At 73.5% G+C, this 19,209-nt stretch carries 19 protein-coding genes; 13 read left to right on the top strand and 6 right to left on the bottom strand.

Going from position 1 to position 19,209, the window contains the following annotated elements:
• Positions 1-7 precede the first annotated feature (7 nt).
• Positions 8-1,222 (top strand): aminotransferase-like domain-containing protein, encoded by a 1,215-nt coding sequence (locus DWV08_RS01995; RefSeq protein WP_115412269.1) that lies wholly within the window; start codon positions 8-10, stop codon positions 1,220-1,222.
• 52 nt (positions 1,223-1,274) lie between these two features.
• On the opposite strand, the gene DWV08_RS01990 is transcribed toward DWV08_RS01995, so the two are convergent.
• Entirely contained in the window at positions 1,275-2,780 is a 1,506-nt protein-coding gene (locus tag DWV08_RS01990; protein WP_115412268.1) for a hypothetical protein, read from the bottom strand.
• Positions 2,777-3,436 (bottom strand): ABC transporter ATP-binding protein, encoded by a 660-nt coding sequence (locus tag DWV08_RS01985; RefSeq protein ID WP_115414868.1) that lies wholly within the window; start codon positions 3,434-3,436, stop codon positions 2,777-2,779. The genes DWV08_RS01990 and DWV08_RS01985 overlap by 4 nt, the downstream gene beginning before the upstream one ends.
• Positions 3,437-3,817: 381 nt before the next feature.
• On the opposite strand from DWV08_RS01985, the gene DWV08_RS01980 reads away from it, so the two are divergent.
• Positions 3,818-4,357 carry a CarD family transcriptional regulator gene (locus tag DWV08_RS01980; RefSeq protein WP_115412267.1) on the top strand — a complete coding sequence of 180 codons (540 nt, stop codon included), beginning with the start codon at positions 3,818-3,820 and terminating at the stop codon, positions 4,355-4,357.
• Positions 4,358-4,432: 75 nt separating this feature from the next.
• Here the strand turns inward: DWV08_RS01980 and DWV08_RS01975 are convergent, their stop codons facing one another.
• Both DWV08_RS01975 and DWV08_RS01970 read right to left on the bottom strand, forming a co-directional pair.
• Positions 4,433-5,743: an MFS transporter gene (locus tag DWV08_RS01975; protein WP_115412266.1), complete on the bottom strand. Its 1,311-nt coding sequence runs from the start codon at positions 5,741-5,743 to the stop codon at positions 4,433-4,435.
• A gap of 99 nt (positions 5,744-5,842) precedes the next feature.
• Entirely contained in the window at positions 5,843-6,502 is a 660-nt protein-coding gene (locus DWV08_RS01970) for an SRPBCC domain-containing protein (RefSeq protein ID WP_115412265.1), read from the bottom strand.
• A 128-nt stretch (positions 6,503-6,630) separates the two neighbouring features.
• Between DWV08_RS01970 and DWV08_RS01965 the strand changes: the two genes are divergently transcribed.
• From DWV08_RS01965 to DWV08_RS01935, 7 genes are all read left to right on the top strand, one after another.
• Positions 6,631-7,377, top strand: coding sequence for an HAD family hydrolase (locus tag DWV08_RS01965; protein WP_115412264.1), 747 nt, complete (start codon positions 6,631-6,633; stop codon positions 7,375-7,377).
• On the top strand, positions 7,374-9,920 hold the full coding sequence (locus tag DWV08_RS01960; protein ID WP_115412263.1) for a glycoside hydrolase family 65 protein: 2,547 nt from the start codon (positions 7,374-7,376) through the stop codon (positions 9,918-9,920). The genes DWV08_RS01965 and DWV08_RS01960 overlap by 4 nt, the downstream gene beginning before the upstream one ends.
• Before the next feature lie 98 nt (positions 9,921-10,018).
• On the top strand, positions 10,019-11,224 hold the full coding sequence (locus tag DWV08_RS01955; protein WP_241237286.1) for a YihY/virulence factor BrkB family protein: 1,206 nt from the start codon (positions 10,019-10,021) through the stop codon (positions 11,222-11,224).
• Between the two features lie 119 nt (positions 11,225-11,343).
• Positions 11,344-11,769 (top strand): Rieske (2Fe-2S) protein, encoded by a 426-nt coding sequence (locus tag DWV08_RS01950; RefSeq protein WP_115412261.1) that lies wholly within the window; start codon positions 11,344-11,346, stop codon positions 11,767-11,769.
• Positions 11,770-11,773: 4 nt separating this feature from the next.
• Positions 11,774-12,664 (top strand): tRNA (guanosine(46)-N7)-methyltransferase TrmB, encoded by an 891-nt coding sequence (gene trmB / locus DWV08_RS01945; protein ID WP_115412260.1) that lies wholly within the window; start codon positions 11,774-11,776, stop codon positions 12,662-12,664.
• A 37-nt stretch (positions 12,665-12,701) separates the two neighbouring features.
• A complete protein-coding gene (locus DWV08_RS01940; RefSeq protein ID WP_115412259.1) occupies positions 12,702-13,751 on the top strand; it encodes an LCP family protein in 1,050 nt (349 codons plus the stop codon).
• A 56-nt stretch (positions 13,752-13,807) separates the two neighbouring features.
• Entirely contained in the window at positions 13,808-14,173 is a 366-nt protein-coding gene (locus DWV08_RS01935; RefSeq protein WP_115412258.1) for a DUF4235 domain-containing protein, read from the top strand.
• Positions 14,174-14,264: 91 nt separating this feature from the next.
• On the opposite strand, the gene phoU is transcribed toward DWV08_RS01935, so the two are convergent.
• Positions 14,265-14,945, bottom strand: coding sequence for a phosphate signaling complex protein PhoU (gene phoU / locus DWV08_RS01930; RefSeq protein ID WP_115412257.1), 681 nt, complete (start codon positions 14,943-14,945; stop codon positions 14,265-14,267).
• A gap of 174 nt (positions 14,946-15,119) precedes the next feature.
• On the opposite strand from phoU, the gene DWV08_RS01925 reads away from it, so the two are divergent.
• Entirely contained in the window at positions 15,120-16,364 is a 1,245-nt protein-coding gene (locus tag DWV08_RS01925) for a sensor histidine kinase (RefSeq protein WP_115412256.1), read from the top strand.
• A 2-nt stretch (positions 16,365-16,366) separates the two neighbouring features.
• Positions 16,367-17,056: a response regulator transcription factor gene (locus DWV08_RS01920; protein ID WP_115412255.1), complete on the top strand. Its 690-nt coding sequence runs from the start codon at positions 16,367-16,369 to the stop codon at positions 17,054-17,056.
• A 92-nt stretch (positions 17,057-17,148) separates the two neighbouring features.
• Here DWV08_RS01920 and DWV08_RS01915 read toward each other — a convergent pair whose 3' ends face one another.
• Positions 17,149-17,625: a hypothetical protein gene (locus DWV08_RS01915; RefSeq protein WP_244923655.1), complete on the bottom strand. Its 477-nt coding sequence runs from the start codon at positions 17,623-17,625 to the stop codon at positions 17,149-17,151.
• Positions 17,626-17,947: 322 nt separating this feature from the next.
• Between DWV08_RS01915 and DWV08_RS01910 the strand changes: the two genes are divergently transcribed.
• Entirely contained in the window at positions 17,948-18,430 is a 483-nt protein-coding gene (locus DWV08_RS01910; RefSeq protein WP_115412253.1) for a CarD family transcriptional regulator, read from the top strand.
• A 13-nt stretch (positions 18,431-18,443) separates the two neighbouring features.
• Positions 18,444-19,199 (top strand): 2-C-methyl-D-erythritol 4-phosphate cytidylyltransferase, encoded by a 756-nt coding sequence (locus DWV08_RS01905; protein ID WP_115412252.1) that lies wholly within the window; start codon positions 18,444-18,446, stop codon positions 19,197-19,199.
• Positions 19,200-19,209: the final 10 nt, after the last annotated feature.

Genomic DNA, 19,209 nt, shown 5'->3' with positions numbered 1-19,209 from the left:
GACCCTCATGACCGCGCCCGACCCCTCGCAGCAGCCCTACCGCTTTCCCATCGCCGCCCGCTACGCGGGGATGGCCTCCTCCCCGCTGAAGGACATCTTCGCCCTCGCCGCCCGCGAGGACGTGGTCTCCTTCGCCGGCGGGATCCCGGATCCGGAGCTGTTCGCCGTCGAGGACGTCACCGCCTGCTACGACTGGGTGCTGCAGCACCAGGGCCACCGCGCGCTCCAGTACGGGGTGAGCGAGGGCGAGCTCGAGCTGCGCGAGCAGGCGGCGCGGCGCCTCTCGCGGGACCTGCCCACCGATGCCTCCCAGATCCGGGTCACCTCCGGCTCCCAGGAGGGGCTGTTCGTGATCGCCCAGGCGATGCTCGAGCCCGGGGACGTGGTGCTGGTGGAGTCGCCCACCTACCTCGCCGCGGTGCAGGCCTTCGGGGTGCACGGCGCGCGCATGATCGGCGTGGACACCGACGACGACGGCGTGATCGCCGAGGCGCTCGAGGAGGCGATCCGCACCCACCATCCGCGGATGGTGTACCTGATCCCCACCTTCCAGAACCCCACCGGGCGCACCATGCCCCGCGCCCGACGCGAGGCCGTGGCCGAGGTGCTGCGCCGCACCGGCGTGCCGCTCATCGAGGACGACCCGTACGGGGCGCTGAGCTTCTCGGGCACCAGCTGGGCGCCGATCGCCTCGCTGCCCGGGATGGGCGAACGCACCATCCTGCTGAACTCGATGAGCAAGCTGATGAGCCCCGGGGTGCGGATCGGCTGGATGCGCGCCGAGGGCCCGATCCTGGACACGCTCGCGGTCGCGAAGGCCGCGATCTCGATGCAGTCCTCGGTGGTGGACCAGCTCACGGTGGCCCGCTACCTCGAGACCGCGGACCTCGACACGCACATCGCCCGCGTGAGCGGCGTGTACCGCGAACGCCGCGACGCGATGGCGCGGACGCTCACGCCGGTGCTGCCCGACGGCGCGCACGTCACCCACCCCGAGGGCGGCATGTTCCTGTGGGCCGCGCTCGGCGAGGGGTTCGACGCCCAGGAGATGCTCGCCGACGCGGTCGACTCCGGGGTGGCGTACCTGCCCGGGTGGTCCTTCTTCGCCGATCACGCGGACCGTTCGACGATGCGGCTGAGCTTCGTCACCCACTCCCCCACCGTGATCGAGGACGCGATCGGGCGCCTCGGCGAGGTCATCGCCGCCCACCCGCGCCGCTGAGCCCTCATCGGGCGGGCACGCCGCACTGCGACGCTCCCCGGGCGACCATGGCTCATCGTGCCAGGGCCCGCAGCCGCATCGCGGCCATCAGCGCCATCGCGGCCGTAAGCACCGCCGCCGCACCGGGCAGGAGCCCGAGCTGGCCCGCGGCGCCCAGCCCCGCCAGCACGGCCCCGGACAGCGCCGCGAGCAGCATCGCGTCGGACTGCCACGCCAGCATCGCCAGCACCGACAGGTCGCCCTGCGCGGTGGGCATCGGCGTGCTGAGCGACAGCGGCATGGGCCCCTTCGCGGCGTCGCGCGCCCGCCCGGCCACCAGCACCGGCGCCAGCAGCGCCGGGAGCAGCGCGGCGGCGGGTCCCGCCCCGGCGACCGCCGCGGCGAGCCCGCCGCCGAGGGCCCCCAGCAGGGCCAGCAGCACGGTGGGGGCGACGGCGTGGAGCATCACCTGGACGCCGGCCCGCTGCCCGAACAGTCCCGGCGCGCCCAGGGTGTGGACCCCGTGCCGGAGACCGTCGACCAGCGTCCCGGAGGCACCCCACAGGGCCAGCGTCCCTCCGAGCACGGCCGCCCAGGCCAGGGGGCCGGTGAGCACGGTGGAGCCTGCCAGCGCGGCCGCGCCCGAGAGCCCCGCCGCCGTGCCGGCCGCGAGGCGCTCCGGGCTGCGCAGCCAGGCGACCGCGTCCCGTCGGGCGTACAGCAGCACGAGGGGGCGCGCACCGATCGCCCGCAGACGACGCCCGGCCGACGGGGGCGGGCGGAAGGCGCCTGCCGCCGCGGAGAGGTCGCCGGCGAGCGCGGTGCGTCCGGCCGCCTCCCAGCGCGCCGCCTGCTCGCGCAGCACCTGGCCGCGCAACCGGTCCAGCCGGGCGATGCCCACGCTGATCGCCGCCGCCCCGGCGGCGAGCAGGGCCCCGGCCCAGAGACCGGGATGCGGGGCGCCGACGGGGTAGGCGGCCCCCAGGCCCGTGGGAAGCGGCATCGCCGCCTGCAGGACAGCCAGTGCCAGCAGCGCGACGGCGAGCAGTCGGCGCGGGGCGGGGTCCAGCAGCTGCCCGGCCAGCCAGGCGGCGCCGAGGAGCAGCCCGGCACCGGTCCCCGCGAGCACGAACCACGCACCTGCCGCGGGCGTCACGTGCCCGGCGGCGCCCAGGGTGAGGGCGAGCACGGCGCATCCCAGGACGTTGCCGAGGACCGGCACCAGCAGGGCCCGCAGCAGCGGCCGCCACAGCACATCGCGGCGTCTCAGCCCGCTCGACGCGAGCGTGGCGGTGAGGAACGGCGCGAGCAGGGCGGGGCCGCGCACCGCGCCGCACAGCACGAGCACGGCGGCGCCGGCCGCGACGGTCGCCCCGATGGCCTGCGGGGCGCGGGCGGACAGCAGCGCGGGAAGCACGTCCGGTCGGGCCAGGAGCGTGCCGACGCTCTGCAGCGCGGGGACCAGCAGCACCGGCACGCTGAGGGCCACCAGGTAGATCAGGTACAGCAGGTCGGTGCGGGTGCGGGCGCCGGCTCTGGAGGCCCAGACCTCCCGCACCGCGCGCAGATCCTGGGTCACGCCTCGTCCTCGAGGTGGAGGCGGGAGTCCGCGAGCTCCTCGAGCAGGCGCGGGCTGTGGGTGGCGAGCACCACCGCCGTCCCGGCGCGGGCCCGGGCGCGCACCGCCTCGATGACCAGTCCCAGCCGGTGCGGGTCCAGGCGCTGCTCTGGCTCGTCCAGCAGCAGCACCCGGGCGGGCCGCGCCAGGGTGAGGGCGAGGCCGACCAGCTGGCTCTGCCCGCTGGAGAGCTCGTGGGGGTACCGGTGCGCGAGCGGGGCGATCGCCAGCTCCTCGAGCAGCTCCTCGGCGCGCTGCCGCGCCTGCGCGGTGCCGGCGCCCCAGGTCGCGGCGATGAACTGGAGATGCTCGGCGACGGTGAGGTCGCGAGCGGTCTGCGGCGGGCCCAGCAGGGCGGCGAGCGCGGCTCGGAAGGCGCGGTCCCGCTCGTCCGGGGCGGCGCCGAGCACGGCGACGGTCCCGGCGGTGGGCGCCTGCAGCCCCGCGATCACCCGCAGCAGGGTGGTCTTGCCCGTGCCGTTCGCCCCGGTGAGCGCGAGCACCTCGCCGGCGGCGACGGCGGCGGAGGCCTCCAGCAGCAGCACCGCGCCGTCGTGCACCACGCCCACCCGCTCGATGCGCACCAGGGCGGAGTCCGGGCGCGGGGCGGAGGTCATGCGCTCCATCGAACCGCATCCGGGACGCCCCGCTCCTCCGACGATGGTCTCGAACCGTGCGGGCGGGGGTCGCGCGGGCATACGGGCGTGCGGGCGAGCGGGCGCCGGTCGCGCAGGCGTCGGGTGAGCAGGCGCCGGTCGAGCGGGCGTCGGATGTGACCCAGGCGGAAACGTCACCCTCTGGATATGTTGTCAGATCCGTGAGAGAATGGGGTGCGCCGACGTCGGCGCCGCCCCCTGTCTGTGCAGGTCGAGCGGCGCTCGAGCCGCTCCGTTCACCACCACTGCCGGGTTCGTCCGCTCCGGTGGAGAGCGTGTGGCCGCCACGGTCCTCCGGGCCGCGGCACCGCCGGCGCGCAGGTCCACGAAGGAGGAATCCCCTTGCCCGTCGCTCCCGCGTCCGTCGACTCCGCCGCCCCGACAGTGGGCGAGGTGCTCACCCATCCCGTCCACGGCCCGGTCCGCATCGTCTCCACGTGCACCCGCACCGTGCGCGGCACCGAGAAGGCCTACGTCGACCTGGAGGTGATCGACGACGAGATGCGGATCTCCGTGCCCGCGGACGGGAAGGACGTGGTGGGCCTGCGCCCGCTGCTGGCGGAGCCCGAGATCGTCGCGCTCATCGACCAGCTCGCCGAGCCGATCACCGCGCCGGAGAAGAAGACCTCCTGGGCGCACCGCATCAAGTCCCTGCAGATGCAGCTGCAGACGGGCCGCCTCACCGACCGCGTCGAGGTGATCCGGGCGATCATGCGCGACTCCGGCGGCACCCCCTCGAGCCTCGCCGAGCGCAACCTTCTCAAGCAGGCGATCGACCCGCTCGCCGCGGAGATCGCGATCTCCCGCGACGTGCCGCGCCAGCAGGCCCAGGACCTCCTGCAGAGCACCGCGGAGAACGCCCTCGAGGCCGACGCCGCCTGACCAGGCGGCGTGCCGGCGCGCACCGCGCCGGCACGCCGTGCGGGCCGCACGTCCGGCCCGTCCCGCTGCCCCGCCTCACGACCCCCGGGTGTTCCCCGAGGGCGTGACGCGGGGCAGCGTGCGTGCGAGCCACAGACCGCCCGCGACGCACACGGCCCCGGTCGCCGCCCCGGCTACGGCCACGGGGGCCAGCAGCGTGATGCCGGTGACGAGCAGCGGCGCCGCCATCCTCCCCGCTCCGAGCATTGTGTTCCACCAGGCGAGATAGGTGGTGCGTCCATGCACCGGGGACACGTCCACGCCGAGGGTCATGACGATCCCGGAGCCCAGCCCGTTGCCGATCCCGATCAGCAGCGTGGGCACCAGCATAGCCACCAGCGCCGCGGTGGCGCCGCGCTCCGACAGCACGGTGCCGAGCAGGGCGAGCAGCAGGAACCCCGCCCCCATCAGCAGGGCGCAGGGCACCGCCACGGCGGCGCGGCCGAAACGGTCCATGAGCGTGCCGGCGGGCAGCACCAGCAGGATCTCGAGCGCGGCGCTGACGCCGAACACGATCGAGATCCACACCGGGTCCAGTCCCAGCGACTCGCCGAGCAGGGGGACGATCACCGGCCGGTTCACCCGCGCCATCATCACGGGCGCGATCCCCGCGCCCACCGCGACCATTCGGCCCAGCACCGCCCGGTCCAGGCGCACGCGCGCGGGCGTGCGCCGTCTGCGGGGACCCGGGGAGGTGCGACGCGGCGCCGTCTCCCCCGGCGGCAGGAACACGGCGATCATCACGGTGCCCGCCGTGGCGGCCACGGCGAAGAGCACGAACACCCCGGCCATCGACCACAGCGCCATCACCCCGGCCCCCAGGAGCGGGCCCAGCACCTCGCCGATGCGGATGGTGCCGCCGAACAGCGTCATCCCGCGCGCCCGCATCGTCGCCGGCAGGGCGGTGCCCAGATAGGACTGCCGTCCCAGCTGCCACACCTGCATGCCCACAGCCATCACCAGCAGCAGGCCGATCAGCGCGAGGCGGTGCGCCGCGTCCCCGGAGCCGTCGAGGGCCGGGCCGATCACCACGAAGGCGGTGAGGTTGGACGCCACCAGCAGCGCCCCGGTGATCACGAGAGCGGCCCGCGCCCCGATCCGCGAGATGAATCGCCCGGCCGGGATCGGGCCGAGGAACGAGATGAGCCCGAAGATCATCGTCAGCGCCGCGGCCTGCGGCACGCTGAAGCCGAGCGCGCGCGCCATCAGCGGGATCACCGGCATCAGGGCGGCCACGCCCACGAACTCCAGCAGGGTGGGGGCGTAGACGGAGGGGACGAGCTCCGCGAGCACCTGCCGCGGGGTGCGCCCGTCCCGGGAGGGGGTGGGCGGCGCGGCGGTGGTCACCCCGGAAGTCTCCCACCGGATAGTGAGCCGGGGCAAAGAGTTCCATCCCCCGGACAGCGGCCCGGCCCCGGGGCGAGGACGCCGCCGCTCCCGTCGGCCTCAGCCGGCCGCGTACCGGCGCACCGTCTCCTGCTCGCCCCGGCGCACCACCGACTCCTCGACCCCGGCGGCGAGCGCCGCGGCAGCCCAGCGCACGGACCAGGCGCGCACGTGCTCCGCCCCCTCGGCACCGCGCAGCCAGTCGGCGGTGGGCACGGGCGGGGTCTGCAGGCAGCTGTCCCGCCACCCGTCGGTGTGGGCGGCGAGCGCGAGCACGGCCAGCTCCCAGCGGAGGGCGAGGGCACCCGCACCCACCGTCTCCATCTCCTCCGCCTCGCGCTCCAGCGTGCGGCGCAGCTGGAGCGCCGTGGTGCCGTCGTCCTCGGGGTCCAGCCGGATCCGCAGCGGTTCCTGCGGCCCGTCGCCTCCCCACGTGAGCTCGATCCGGTGCGGCTCCTGGACGCCGAGCACGCGGCCGTGGGCACCGCCGGGCCCGTCCAGCCGCTCCCCCTCGGCGAGCGCGCCGGTGACGGTGTCGCACCAGCGGGCCCGCTGCGCGGGGTCGGCGAGCAGCGGCCACAGCCGGGCCGGGGGCACGGCGAGGTTCGTGGTCAGCGTGAGGGTGATCCGCGTGCGTCGACCGTCCGGGCCGTCCCGCCCGTCGATCTCGAGCGCGCGCCGCACCGCCTCCACCACGGGCAGCGGCTCCGTGAGTGTCATCGTCTCCTCGGAAGGGTCGCAGATGCTCCGCCACGGCGCCGGGCGCGGAAGCGGACGGTGGAAGCGTAGCCGACGGGCGGGCACCGTGCCACGGCGGCGCTCGCAGGTTCCCGCCGGCGCGCCGTAGCATGGCGCTCGTGACTGCTGAGCACTCCTTCCGACCTGCCGAGTTCACCGCCCACCTGTTCGACCTGGACGGGGTCATCACCCCCACCGCCGAGGTGCACATGCGTGCCTGGGCCCGCATGTTCGAGGAGTTCCTCGCCTCCCGGGGGGTCTCCGCGCCGTACACCGATGCGGACTACTTCGCCCACGTCGACGGCCGGCCCCGCTACGACGGCGTGCGCGCGCTGCTCGCCTCGCGCGGGATCACCCCGCCCGAGGGGACCACCGAGGACCCCGTGGACCAGCCCCTCGGCGAGGAGACGGTGCGAGGACTGGGCAATCGCAAGAACGAGCTGGTGCTCGCGATGCTGCGGGAGGAGGGCGTGGCCCCGTACCCGGGCACCGTCGCCTACCTCGACGCGCTCCCCGAGGACGCGCAGCTGGCGATCGTCTCCTCCTCCCGCAATGCGGAGGAGGTGCTGCGCGGTGCCGGGCTGCTCGAGCGCTTCGCGCACATCGTGGACGGCAACGTCGCCGAGCGGGAGGGCCTGCCCGGCAAGCCCGCGCCGGACACCTTCTGGCACGCGGCGCGCCTGCTGGGCGTCGAGCCCGCCCACGCCGTGGTCTACGAGGACGCCGTCTCCGGCGTGCAGGCCGGGGCCGCCGGCGACTTCGGCGCGGTGGTGGGCGTGGACCGCGGTGCCGGCGCGGGCGAGCTCGCCGCGGCCGGTGCCACCCTCGTCGTCACCGATCTGGAGGAGATCGCATGAACCGTCGTCGCGCCGTCCCCACCGACCCGGTGGACCGCACCCACTTCCCGGTGGACGAGTGGCGCCTGGTGGAGTCCCGCCCGGCCCAGGACCTGGGCCTGGTCGAGACGCTCTTCGCCACCGCCAACGGCTATCTCGGGATGCGCGGCACGCCCTCGGAGGGGCGGGATGCGGAGAGCCACGGCACGTTCCTCAACGGCTTCCACGAGACCTGGCAGATCAACCACGCCGAGTCCGCCTTCGGCTTCGCCCGCACCGGGCAGACCATGATCTCGGTGCCGGACTCCTCGGTGATGAAGCTGTACGTGGACGACGAGCCGCTGCTGCTGTCCATCGCGGACCTCGAGGAGTACGAGCGCTGGATCGACTTCCGCGAGGGCGTGCTGCACCGCGAGCTGATCTGGCGCACCCCGGCGGGCAAGCGGGTGCGGGTGAGCACCTCGCGGATGGTCTCCTTCCCCGAGCGGCACCTCGCCCTGATGACGCTGCGGGTGGAGATGCTGGAGGGCTCCGCCCCGATCGCGATCTCCTCCCAGGTGATCAACCGCCAGGACTTCCGCGACGACTTCGGCAAGGGCGTGGACGGCGGACCGATCACCGACAAGGACGATCCCCGCCGCACCACCGACTTCACCCACCGGGTGCTCGAGCCGCTGCAGGACTGGCACAGCGAGCGGCGGATGCTGCTGGGCTACCGGGTGGCGAACTCGGGCATGACCATGGCCGTGGGGGCGGACCACGAGGTGTTCTCCGACGCCGAGGTGGAGACGCTGGTGGACACCGTGCCGGATCGCGGGCGGCAGGTGACCCGGGCCCACCTGGAGCAGGGCTCCTCGCTCACCCTGCACAAGGCCGTCTCCTACCACTCCTCCCGCTCCGTGCCCCATCGCGAGCTGTTCGACCGCTGCCGGCGCACCCTGGACCGGGTGCGGTCCGACGGCTTCGAGGCCCAGTACCGGGCCCAGCGCGAGTACCTCGCGGAGTTCTGGGAGAGCTCGGACGTGGAGCTGCCGGGCCAGCCCGCGGTGCAGCAGGCCACGCGCTGGAACCTGTACCAGCTCGCCCAGGCCACGGCGCGCAGCGACCAGTGGGGCATCCCCGCCAAGGGCGTCACCGGCTCCGGCTACGAGGGCCACTACTTCTGGGACAGCGAGGTGTACGTGGTCCCGTTCCTCACGTTCACCCAGCCGCGCTGGGCCCGCAACGCGCTGCGCTTCCGCACCGCGATGCTGCCCAAGGCGCGGGAGCGGGCGCGGGAGCTGAACCAGCGCGGGGCGCTGTTCCCGTGGCGCACCATCAACGGCGACGAGGCCTCCGCCTACTACGCCGCCGGCACCGCCCAGTACCACATCGACGCCGACGTGGCCTATGCCTTCGCCCAGTACGTGGACGTCACCGGTGATCTCGACTTCCAGCGCCGCGACGGCGTGCAGGTGCTGGTGGAGACCGCGCGGATGTGGGCGGACCTCGGCTTCTGGCGGCTGCGCGCGGACGGCTCCTCGAGCTTCCACATCAACGGGGTGACCGGCCCGGACGAGTACACCACCGTGGTGAACAACAACATGTTCACCAACGTGATGGCGCGCTACAACCTGCGCCGTGCGGCCCGGGCGGTGCGGGACCTGCGGGCGGCCGACGAGATCGCCTACGACGCCCTGCGGGTGGAGCTCGAGCTCGACGAGCTGGAGCTGCAGCAGTGGGAGGCGTGCGCGGACGGCATGCACGTGGCCAAGGACGAGTCCCTGGGCATCCACCTCCAGGAGGACCGCTTCCTGGAGCGGGAGGTGTGGGATCTGGCCAGCACCCCTGAGGAGGCCTTCCCGCTGCTGCTGAACTTCCACCCGCTGGTGATCTACCGCTTCCAGGTGCTCAAGCAGGCGGACGTGGTGCTGGCGCTGTTCCTGCGAGGCAGCGAGTTCACCGCCGAGGAGAAGCGCGCCGACTTCGAGTACTACGACCCGATCACCACCGGGGACTCCTCGCTCTCCGCGGTGGTGCAGTCGATCATGGCCGCCGAGGTGGGGCATCAGACGGCGGCGCTGGACTACTTCCGCGCGGGGCTGTTCGTGGACCTCGGGAACCTCCACCACAACACCGCCGACGGCGTGCACATCGCCTCCGCGGGCGGGGTGTGGAACGCGCTCGTGCACGGCTTCGGCGGCATGCGGCACGACGAGGGACGGATCTCCTTCGATCCGCGCCTGCCGGCCGACTGGCCGGAGCTGTCCTTCCCCCTCACCGTGCGCGGATCCCGCGTCCGGGTGCACCTGGTGCGGGAGGAGATCTCCTTCACGCTCCTGGCCGGGGAGGAGATCGAGGTCTCCGTGCGCGGGCAGGACGTGGTGGTCACCGCCGCGGGGACCGCGGTGCCGCTGGCCGATCAGGGCCCGGTGCTGGACGACGCGGTGCTGTCCAGGCCCGTCGGCCTCGGCGACGAGCGGGCCGACGGCTCGATCGTCACCTCCTACGTGCCCGGGGACCCGGAGGATCCGTGGGAGTACCCGGTCGCCAGCGATCCCGACGACATCATCGACGAGAGCTGAGGCGGGCCGCGCCGGGGCGCCCGGCCCCGGCGCGGTGGACTAGTCTCCCCCCTGCGCCCGTCCCGGGCGTCCCCGTCCCCGACGTCCGGAGCAGCACGGTGAGAGCATCCCGCCCGCACAGGCCCACGCCGGTGGTCGAGATCCCCCGACCCCGGCTGAGCATCCCGCACGTCCTGAACCGGGTGCGGATGCGGCTGCTGGACATCCAGGTGTGGGACGTGGCCGGCACGATGACGTTCTACCTGCTGCTGTCGCTGTTCCCGGGCGCGGTGGCGGCGGTGTCGATGATGTCGCTGATCGGGGTGGAGACGGAGACCCTCGCGGCCCTGGCGGGGATGAGCACCGAGATCTTCCCCACCCTCGATCCGCGCCCGTACCTGCAGGCTATCCAGGCCGTCTCCTCGACCAGCGGCGGCGTGCTGGGCCTGCTGCTGGGCACGCTGGGCTCGCTGCTCTCCGCCTCCAACGGGGTCGCCGCCTTCCACCGGGCCCTGCACCGCGTGTTCGACACCCGCGAGGGGCGGCCCTTCCTGTGGTTCCGCACCATCGTGTTCGGCGAGACGGTGCTGATCGTCGCCGTGGTGCTGCTGGCCATCGGCATGCTCATCGTGGGCGGCGAGGCCTCGCAGCGGATCGGCGAGGTGGTGGGGATCCCGCGGATCGCCTTCGCCGCCTGGAACCTCGTAAAGTGGCCGATCCTGCTGATCATCCTGATCATCGGGGTGTCGCTGGCGTACTACCTGTTCCCCAACGTGCGCCTGCCGCGCTACCGGCTGATGACGCTGGGCTCCACCCTCAGCGTGCTGGTGCTCTTCGGCGTCGCGCTGCTGGCCGGGCGGCTGCTGGAGTACGCGACCCGGTTCGCGGAGATCCTCACCGCGCTCAACGGCCTGATCGCGATCCTCATCCTGCTGTGGCTGGCGAACATCGTGGTGATCGCCGGGGCCGCGCTGGATGCGGAGTTCCTGCGCGCCCGGCAGATCGCCAGCGGGATGGACGCCTGGCACCACATCGCCCTGGACCCGCACGCCACCCACACCCTGGACTTCCTCGCCGGGGACGCCGAGCGCGCCGAGGAGCTGGGCAGGATCGTCGCGGACGCGGCGCGTAGCGGGCAGGCGGTGCGCCGCGAGCGCGGGCTGTGGATCGTCGACGCCCGGAACCCGCTGGCCGTGAACCCGCCCGCCCGGCACCGTCTCACCAGCGACCCCACCCCGCAGAGCCCGACGGACCCCCCGGAGCCGGCCGAGCCCGCGGAGGGCGCCGAGCGCAGGCCCCCGCGGGCGGGAGAGCCCCCCGCGTGAGCGACGCCACCGCCGTGCGCGGTGCGCCCGGGGGGCCGGGGCAGGGGCTTCCCCGCACGCCGCGTCTCCCCTGCTCCGGGACGTCGCCGCACCCAGCGGGGCTGGCTATCCTGGAGGGCATGGAACGCCCGTGCCTCTCCCGCCGTCATGCCCTCCTGATCCCCGCCACCGCGGCCGGTCTGGGCGGTCTCGCCGCCTGCGGCCCTGCGGACGAGGGCTTCGGCACGGCGGAGCCGCTGCGCGCGGACGAGGGCGCGATCGCGCTGGACGAGATCCCCGAGAACGCGAGCACCCTGGTGAACTTCGGCGGCCAGCAGCCGTTCGTGCTGCTGGTGCGCGGCACCGGGGAGGATCTCGCCGCGTACTCCGGCTACTGCACCCACAACGGCTGCGCGCTGCGCCAGGAGCAGGAGGAGCTGGACTGCCCCTGCCACGGCTCGCGCTTCGACGCGGCCACCGGCGAGGTGCTCGTGGGCCCCGCCACGCGGCAGCTGCCCGAGGTCGCCGTGGTGGTCGAGGACGGCCTCGTGCGCCGGGAGCGGTGAGCGCATGAGCACCACCGAGCCGCAGGACTCCGCCGCCCCCTCTCCCGCCCGCACCACCGTCGAGCATCGCGCCGAGGACGGCGCGACCCCGCGCGACGTGGTCTCCTTCGTGCGGCGCGGCGAACGCCTCTCCCAGGGCCACCAGAACGCGTGGAACCGGCTCTCCGCGACCTACGTCATCGATCCTCCCCGGGGCAGCCGGGACACGCTGCCGGCCGACGGGGTGCGCCTGGACCCCGAGGCAGAGTTCGGCCGCCGCGCCGAGCTGGTCGTGGAGGTGGGCAGCGGGCTGGGCGACAACCTCGTCGCCGCCGCCCTCGCGCATCCCGAGCGCGACCACCTCGGGGTGGAGGTCTACCTGCCCGGTCTCGCCCAGACGCTCAGCAAGGTGGAGCGGGCCGGCTGTCCGGAGAATCTGCGCCTGCTGCCGCTGGACGCCCAGCGCGCACTGCCGGCGATGCTGCCGGCGGCCTCGATCTCCCAGCTGTGGGTGTACTTCGCCGATCCGTGGCCGAAATCCCGCCACCACAAGCGGCGGCTGATCAACCCGCCGTTCCTCGACGCGGTGCTGCCCCTGCTCGCCGACGGCGGCGCGTTCCGCCTCGCCACCGACTGGGCCCAGTACGCGCACCACATGCGCCGGGTGCTCGACGCGCGCCCCGAGCTGGCGCTGCTGCACCCCGACGGCCTTCCGCCGACGGGCGAGGCCTCGGACCGGGTGCCGGAGAACATGGCCGCCACCGGATGGGCGCCGCGATTCGAGGGTCGTGTGAAGACGGGCTTCGAGGGCAAGGGGATCGAGGCGGGGCGCCTAATATGGGATCTCGCGTACACCCGGGTGCCCAGGCAGCCGGTCCCGGACGGCGCCTCGGGCCCCGAGTCGCCCACGCAGTAGCAGCAGTCCCCCGCGGCGCTGTCAGAGAGGTGCACCGATGAACGTTCCCGACGACGTCGATCTCCCCGCCGACTGGGAGGACGACGACCAGCCCGACCCCGGCCGCCGGCGCGGACGCCGCGCCGCCCTGATCTCGCTGGGGCTGGTGGCCGTGCTCGTGCTCGGCGTGGGCCTGGTGATCGGGAACTACCTCAACGGCCTGCGAAACTCCTACGAGAAGCGCACGGTCGTGCAGATCACGCGCGATGCGGACCAGGGCGAGCGCCCCGAGGAGATCGAGGGCACGGGCAGGAACCTGCTGCTGCTGGGCTCCGACCGCCGGTCCGCGGAGGACGCCGAGTCCTCGGGCGTGACCGGTCAGCGCTCGGACGTGATGATGCTGGTGCACATCCCGGACGACAACCAGAGCGCGTACATCATGTCCTTCCCCCGCGACCTGTACGTGGACATCCCCGGCCACGGCACCGACCGTATCAACGCGGCGCTCGCCTACGGCGGTGTGGGCCTGGCGGTGACCACGGTGGAGGACTACACCGGCGTGCCCATCGACCACGTGGCCCTGATCGACTTCGAGGGTATCGAGGGACTGGTGGACACTCTCGGCGGGATCGACGTCGAGGTGCCGCTGAGCTTCGAGGCGAACGGCCACCAGTTCACCGAGGGCACCCAGGCCATGGACGGCGAGGAGGCGCTCGTGTTCGTGCGCCAGCGCAAGCAGTTCGCCGACGGCGACTTCCAGCGCAACCGCAACCAGCAGGCCGTGCTCAAGGGCATCGCGGACAAGCTGATCAGCGCCGAGACCCTGAGCGATCCCCGCAAGCTCGCCGACACCATCGACTCCGTCTCCCCGTTCCTCACCACGGATGACGGCCTGACCGCGACGTCGATGCTGGACCTCGGGCTGTCGCTGCGCTCGCTGCGCAGCAGCGACCTGTACTTCCTCGCCGTCCCCCACGGCGACCCGATGACCACCAGCGGCGGCGCCAGCGTGGTCGCCACCGACGAGGAATCCATGGACATCCTGCGCGATGCCCTGCGCACGGACGACATGGGAACCTACTACGCTCAGTACGCGGGCACCCGCTGAGGGTCCTCGCCCCGCAGCGGCCGCCCGGCCGACGACCCCGACGCCTGGAGGAAACCGTGGCCAATCCCCTCGTGAGCATCGCCGTGCCCGTCGCCGGCATCATCGCGTCGATCGCGGGCAGGAAGGCCGCCTCGGCGGGCTGGGGCGCCGTGTTCGGCGAGGACGCCCCCACCGTGAAGGCCCAGAAGGCCTCGCAGAAGGAGGTCGCCGCGCGCCGGAAGCAGGCGAAGAAGGAGGGCCTCTCCGCCGCGGAGATCGCGGCCATCAAGGATCCGGCCGACGAGCAGCCGCTGTGGAAGATGATGCTCTGGGCGACGATCTCCGGCGTGCTGCTGCAGGGGCTGCGGATGGCCGCCAAGCGCGGCGCGAAGGCCGGCGCCGAGCGCCTCACCACGCGGCGCCCCCGCGCGAACCGCGGCTGAACGCCCCGCACAGGTCACCCCGCCCGCACGACGAGGAGGGCGCCCCGCACGCTGTGCGGGGCGCCCTCCTCTGCCTGTGCCCTGAAGCGGCTCAGAACTCCTCGACGTCGACGCTCTGGCCGAGCGTGTCCAGGGAGTCCCCGGTGACCAGGAAGCCCACGCGGCGCACCAGCGAGACCGCGTGGTCCCCGATGCGCTCGTAGAACCGGATCAGCAGGGTCATGTCGATGACCTCGGCGTTGGTGTACGCGCTGTCGTCGCTGCTGGAGATCTGGCGCGAGATCTCCAGCATCAGGCGGTCGAGCTCGTCGTCCTGCTTCTCGACCTCGGCGGCCAGCGCGAGGTCGCGGTGGGTGATGACCTGGCCTGCGCCCTGGAGGGCGGTCAGCCCCAGCTCCGACATCCGCGCGATCTGCTCGCGGTGCTGCTCCGGCACGGCGAGCTCCGGGTGCGCGCGCCGCGCGACCAGCGCGATGTGCGCCGCGAGGTCGCCCATCCGCTCGAGCGAGGAGCTCATGCGGAGGGTGGCCACCAGCAGGCGCAGGTCGGTCGCGACCGGGGACTGCCGGGCGAGCAGCTCGACGGCCTTCGCATCCAGCTCCACCTGGCGCTCGTCGAGATGGGGATCGGCGGTGACGACCTGCTCGGCCCGGGCCAGGTCTCCCTCGAGCAGGGAGGCGGTCGCTCCCTCGAGGGCGGTGCCGACCATCTCGGCCATGTCGAGCAGGTCGTCGACGATGTGCCGCAGGTCGCTCTGGTACGCCTCGCGCATGATTGGTACTCCTCTGTCTGTGGGGCGATCACCCCCGATCATCGCAATCCCGGATGAACGGCGTGAGGGCTTCGGTGAACTCGAGACGACCTGGCCGTGAATTCCTCCTCGCCGCCCTGGTGGCGGCGGTGGCGCTGTGCCCCGACCGCCCGTGCGGGGGCCTAGTCTGTACGGGTGCCCCTGTCTGTGCTCCTCGTGCTCGCCGGCGCGATCGGTCTGGTGATCGGCGTCGCCGCGACGATGGCGCTCGTGCGCGGGGACCGTCCGCGCGTGCCCGAGACGGCACCGGCGACGCCCGGGATCCCCGAGGCGGCGAACGAGGTGCTCGCCATCCTCTCCTCCGCCTACGTGGTGCTCGACGCCAGCGGGGACGTGCTGCGGGCCTCGCCGCTGGCGTACTCCTACGGGATCGTGCGCGCGGCCGAGGGCGACTACCCGCGCCTGGCGAGCAGCGAGCTGATGGAGCTCGCCGCGGACGTGGGCCGCAACGGCGGCTTCCGCGACGAGCGGCTCACCCTGCGCCGGTCCAGCAGCCGCGACACCGACGCGGTGATCGACGTGCGCATCGGCGCCCTCGGCGAGCACGGCGCGCTGCTGCTGGCGGACGATCTCACGCGGGCGGTGCGCGTGGAGGAGACCCGGCGCGACTTCGTGGCCAACGTGTCCCACGAGCTGAAGACCCCGGTGGGCGCCATCACGCTGCTCGCGGAGACCATGGAGGACGCCGCGGAGGACCCGGACGCCGTGCGCCGCTTCGCGGCCAGGATGCAGAGCGAGACCCGTCGCCTCTCGCACCTGGTGAAGGAGATCATCGAGCTCTCCCGGGTCCAGGGCGCCTCGGCGCTGCCGGACGCGGAGCCGGTGGAGATCGACGACGTGGTCGAGGAGGCCGTGGGCCTGAACCGGAACCTCGCCCTGGGCTCGAAGATCCAGGTCTCCGTGGGCGGCACCGAGGGGCTCCAGGTGTACGGCTCCTCGGCGATGCTCACCACCGCGCTGTCGAACCTGATCTCGAACGCGGTCGCGTACTCGGAGGCGCACACCCGCATCGGGGTGTCCGTGCGCCGGGACGGCGGTATGGTCGAGATCTCCGTGAAGGACCAGGGCATCGGGATCTCCAAGGAGAACCTGGAGCGGGTGTTCGAGAGGTTCTTCCGCGTGGACCGTGCCCGCTCCCGCGCGACCGGCGGCTCCGGCCTGGGGCTCGCGATCGTCAAGCACATCGCGAACGATCACGGCGGCGAGGTCACGGCCTGGTCCCTGCCCTCGCAGGGCTCGACGTTCACGCTCCGGCTGCCGGAGATGGGCCGCACCGAGACCGTCTCCACGGGCGCGCGCCCCGGCGAGGTCCACGCCCCGGGCCCGCGCGACCCCCTACCCACCAAGGCTCCCGACCGCCGGTCGGAGAAGGGACACTGACGATGACGCGCATCCTGATCGTGGAGGACGAGGAGTCCTTCTCCGATCCGCTCTCCTACTCGCTGCGGAAGGAGGGGTACGAGGTCGCGGTGGCGGACAACGGCACCGACGGCCTGCGCATCTTCTCCGCGCACGGGGCCGATCTGGTGCTGCTGGACCTCATGCTCCCGGGGATGAGCGGCACCGAGGTGTGCCGGGAGATCCGCCGCACCTCGAGCGTCCCGGTGGTCATGCTCACCGCCAAGGACGACGAGTTCGACAAGGTGCTCGGCCTCGAGCTCGGCGCCGACGACTACGTCACCAAGCCCTACTCCTCCCGCGAGCTGCTGGCCCGCATCAAGGCGGTGCTGCGCCGCGGCACCGATTCCGGCGAGACCGAGTCGGACGCCCCGCTCACGGCCGGGCACCTCATGATGGACGTGGAGCGCCACGTGGTGGAGGTGCGCGGCGAGGCGGTGTCGCTGCCGCTGAAGGAGTTCGAGCTGCTGGAGATGCTGCTGCGGAACGTGGACCGGGTGCTCACCCGCGGCCAGCTGATCGACCGGGTGTGGGGCGCGAACTACGTGGGCGACACCAAGACCCTCGACGTGCACGTGAAGCGACTGCGCGCCAAGATCGAGGACGACCCCAAGAATCCCGTGCACCTGGTGACCGTGCGCGGGCTGGGCTACAAGTTCGAGTCCGGGCGCTGACGGCCCCACCTTCTCTCGGGCTCCCGCCGCCTCCGGACGCACGAGCGCCCCGCAGCCGAGGCTGCGGGGCGCTCTGTACACCCAGGGGGAGCTCAGCCGGCGGCCGGCTCCTCCGGCTGGTAGTACTCCAGGGAGTCGTCGAGCACCGGCAGGGAGACGGTGGTGGCCTGCCCTGCGGCGACGACCTCGAGGTCCAGGATCGCCCCGGCGTGCGCGCTCACCGTGCTCACCGGGATCTCCTGCTCCGCACCGCTGTGTCCGATCTCGAGGGTCTCGTGCGCCGGGACCTGCACCGTCGCGGAGAAGAGGGTGGAGCCCTCCTCGAGCCCGGTGAGCTCCACGGAGATCTCCTCGTCGGAGTAGTTGGCCACGGTGGCGCTGAAGGTCGCGGCGCCGTCCGCCCCGACCACGAGCACGGCGTTGCGCACACCGGCGTACAGGGCGCCGTCCTGCTCGATGTTGGCGTTGGTGCCGTCCGCCGCCTGGTAGAAGTCCTTGGTCTGCACCGGGGACATGTAGGTGCAGCCGGTGGCCGCGAGCGCCAGGCCCAGGGCGGCGGCGGAGAGCACATAACGGCGGGAACGACGCACGGGGGACTCCTGTTCGGTGCCGCTGAGCGGCGAGGACGTACTGGAACGGCCCCCACAGGGTACCTCACCGAGAGCCCCTCGCCGCGCCGGTGCGGCCAGGCGTGACGCGCTCGTCGCGCCCGGCGTGCGCAGCACCCTCGCCCCGGGGCGGCCCGCGGCTCCCGCGGGGTGCCGCCCCGGTCCGCGCGGGAGGGCAGGAGCCCGGGGGCGCGCCTCCCCGACGGGACGACCGTCCAGGTGGGCGCGCATTTTACCACGCCCCCTCGGTGATAGACTGGCCCGCGGAAAGGGGACCCACCACATGAACTATGCCGTCGGCGAGACCGTCGTCTACCCGCACCACGGGGCCGCGCTCATCGAAGAGGTCAAGACCCGCACGATCAAGGGCGAGGACCGCACCTACCTCAAGCTGAAGGTCGCCCAGGGCGATCTGACGATCGAGGTCCCCGCGGACAACGTCGACATGGTCGGGGTGCGCGACGTCGTGGACAAGGAGGGTCTGGACGAGGTCTTCGAGGTGCTGCGCCAGCCGTACACCGAGGAGCCCACCAACTGGTCGCGTCGGTACAAGGCCAACGTCGAGAAGCTGGCCTCCGGGGACGTGAAGAAGGTCGCCGAGGTGGTGCGCGACCTCTGGCGCCGTGACCAGGACCGCGGCCTCTCCGCCGGGGAGAAGCGGATGATGGCCAAGGCGCGCCAGATCCTCATCTCCGAGCTGGCGCTCGCGGAGAAGACCGACGAGGTCGAGGCCGAGTCGATCCTCGACGAGGTCCTCGCCTCCTGAGGCCGGCCCTCCCGTGAGCTCCGCCCCCTCGCGGGCCGCCGTCCGCCCGGTGGTCCTCGCGCTGTCCCCGCCCGCCGCCGGCCTCTCGCGCGACGCGGGCAGCCCGTGCCTCGAGCGGCTGGGAGGCTCCCGCCTCATCGAGCGCCTCCGGACCACGCTCCTCGGCGCCGGACTGCCGGAGCCCCTGGTGATCGCGCACGCCCAGGCGGCCGGGCAGCTCCGCGCGGTGCTGGAGGGCCGGTGCACCGTGCTGACGGCCGAGGACCGCGCCGCGGCGCTGCGCCTGGCCCTCGAGCACGCCGAGGAGGAGCTGCTGCTGGTGCACGACGCCGAGCGGGCGCTCACCCCGGCGCAGACGGTCCACGACGTGCTGGACGCCCTCGCCCCGGAGGTGGACGCGGTGGTGCCGGTGGTGGCGCTCACCGACTCGGTCAAGGAGGTGCGCCCCGAGGGGCTGCGCAACATCGACCGCACCACCCTGGCGGGCCTGCAGAGTCCCCGGCTGCTGCGCCGCGCACTGCTCGGACGGCTGCTGGACGCCCACCGCGCCGCAGGGGCTCCCACCGCGCCGCAGGGGCGCGGGCCGGCCCGGGCGGCCGGCTTCGACGAGATCCACGCCGCGCTCGAGGTCGGCGCCGCGGTGCGCACGGTGCCCGGCTCCCATGCCGGGTTCGCGGTGGTGGACCGGCTCAGCCTGTGGCAGGCGCAGATCTCGCTGGGCCTGGCGCGGGACACCTCGCACCGCCACGGCCTCGCACGCCGCGGCTGAGTCGCGCGGG

It is taken from the genome of Brachybacterium saurashtrense (genome assembly GCF_003355475.1).
In the GTDB taxonomy this organism is placed as follows: Bacteria; Actinomycetota; Actinomycetes; order Actinomycetales; family Dermabacteraceae; genus Brachybacterium; species Brachybacterium saurashtrense.
Note: the sequence above shows the minus strand (reverse complement) of the source record. Positions and strands in the feature narration are given on the sequence as shown.

Bases quoted from the DNA above. Each gene is read 5' to 3' on its own strand.
- DWV08_RS01970 (WP_115412265.1), bottom strand. From the start codon at position 6,502: ATGACACTCACGGAGCCGCTGCCCGTGGTGGAGGCGGTGCGGCGCGCG.
- DWV08_RS01910 (WP_115412253.1), top strand. From the start codon at position 17,948: ATGAACTATGCCGTCGGCGAGACCGTCGTCTACCCGCACCACGGGGCC.
- phoU (WP_115412257.1), bottom strand. From the start codon at position 14,945: ATGCGCGAGGCGTACCAGAGCGACCTGCGGCACATCGTCGACGACCTG.
- DWV08_RS01965 (WP_115412264.1), top strand. From the start codon at position 6,631: ATGGCGCTCGTGACTGCTGAGCACTCCTTCCGACCTGCCGAGTTCACC.
- DWV08_RS01950 (WP_115412261.1), top strand. From the start codon at position 11,344: ATGGAACGCCCGTGCCTCTCCCGCCGTCATGCCCTCCTGATCCCCGCC.
- DWV08_RS01920 (WP_115412255.1), top strand. From the start codon at position 16,367: ATGACGCGCATCCTGATCGTGGAGGACGAGGAGTCCTTCTCCGATCCG.
- DWV08_RS01995 (WP_115412269.1), top strand. From the start codon at position 8: ATGACCGCGCCCGACCCCTCGCAGCAGCCCTACCGCTTTCCCATCGCC.
- DWV08_RS01960 (WP_115412263.1), top strand. From the start codon at position 7,374: ATGAACCGTCGTCGCGCCGTCCCCACCGACCCGGTGGACCGCACCCAC.
- DWV08_RS01985 (WP_115414868.1), bottom strand. From the start codon at position 3,436: ATGACCTCCGCCCCGCGCCCGGACTCCGCCCTGGTGCGCATCGAGCGG.
- trmB (WP_115412260.1), top strand. From the start codon at position 11,774: ATGAGCACCACCGAGCCGCAGGACTCCGCCGCCCCCTCTCCCGCCCGC.
- DWV08_RS01940 (WP_115412259.1), top strand. From the start codon at position 12,702: ATGAACGTTCCCGACGACGTCGATCTCCCCGCCGACTGGGAGGACGAC.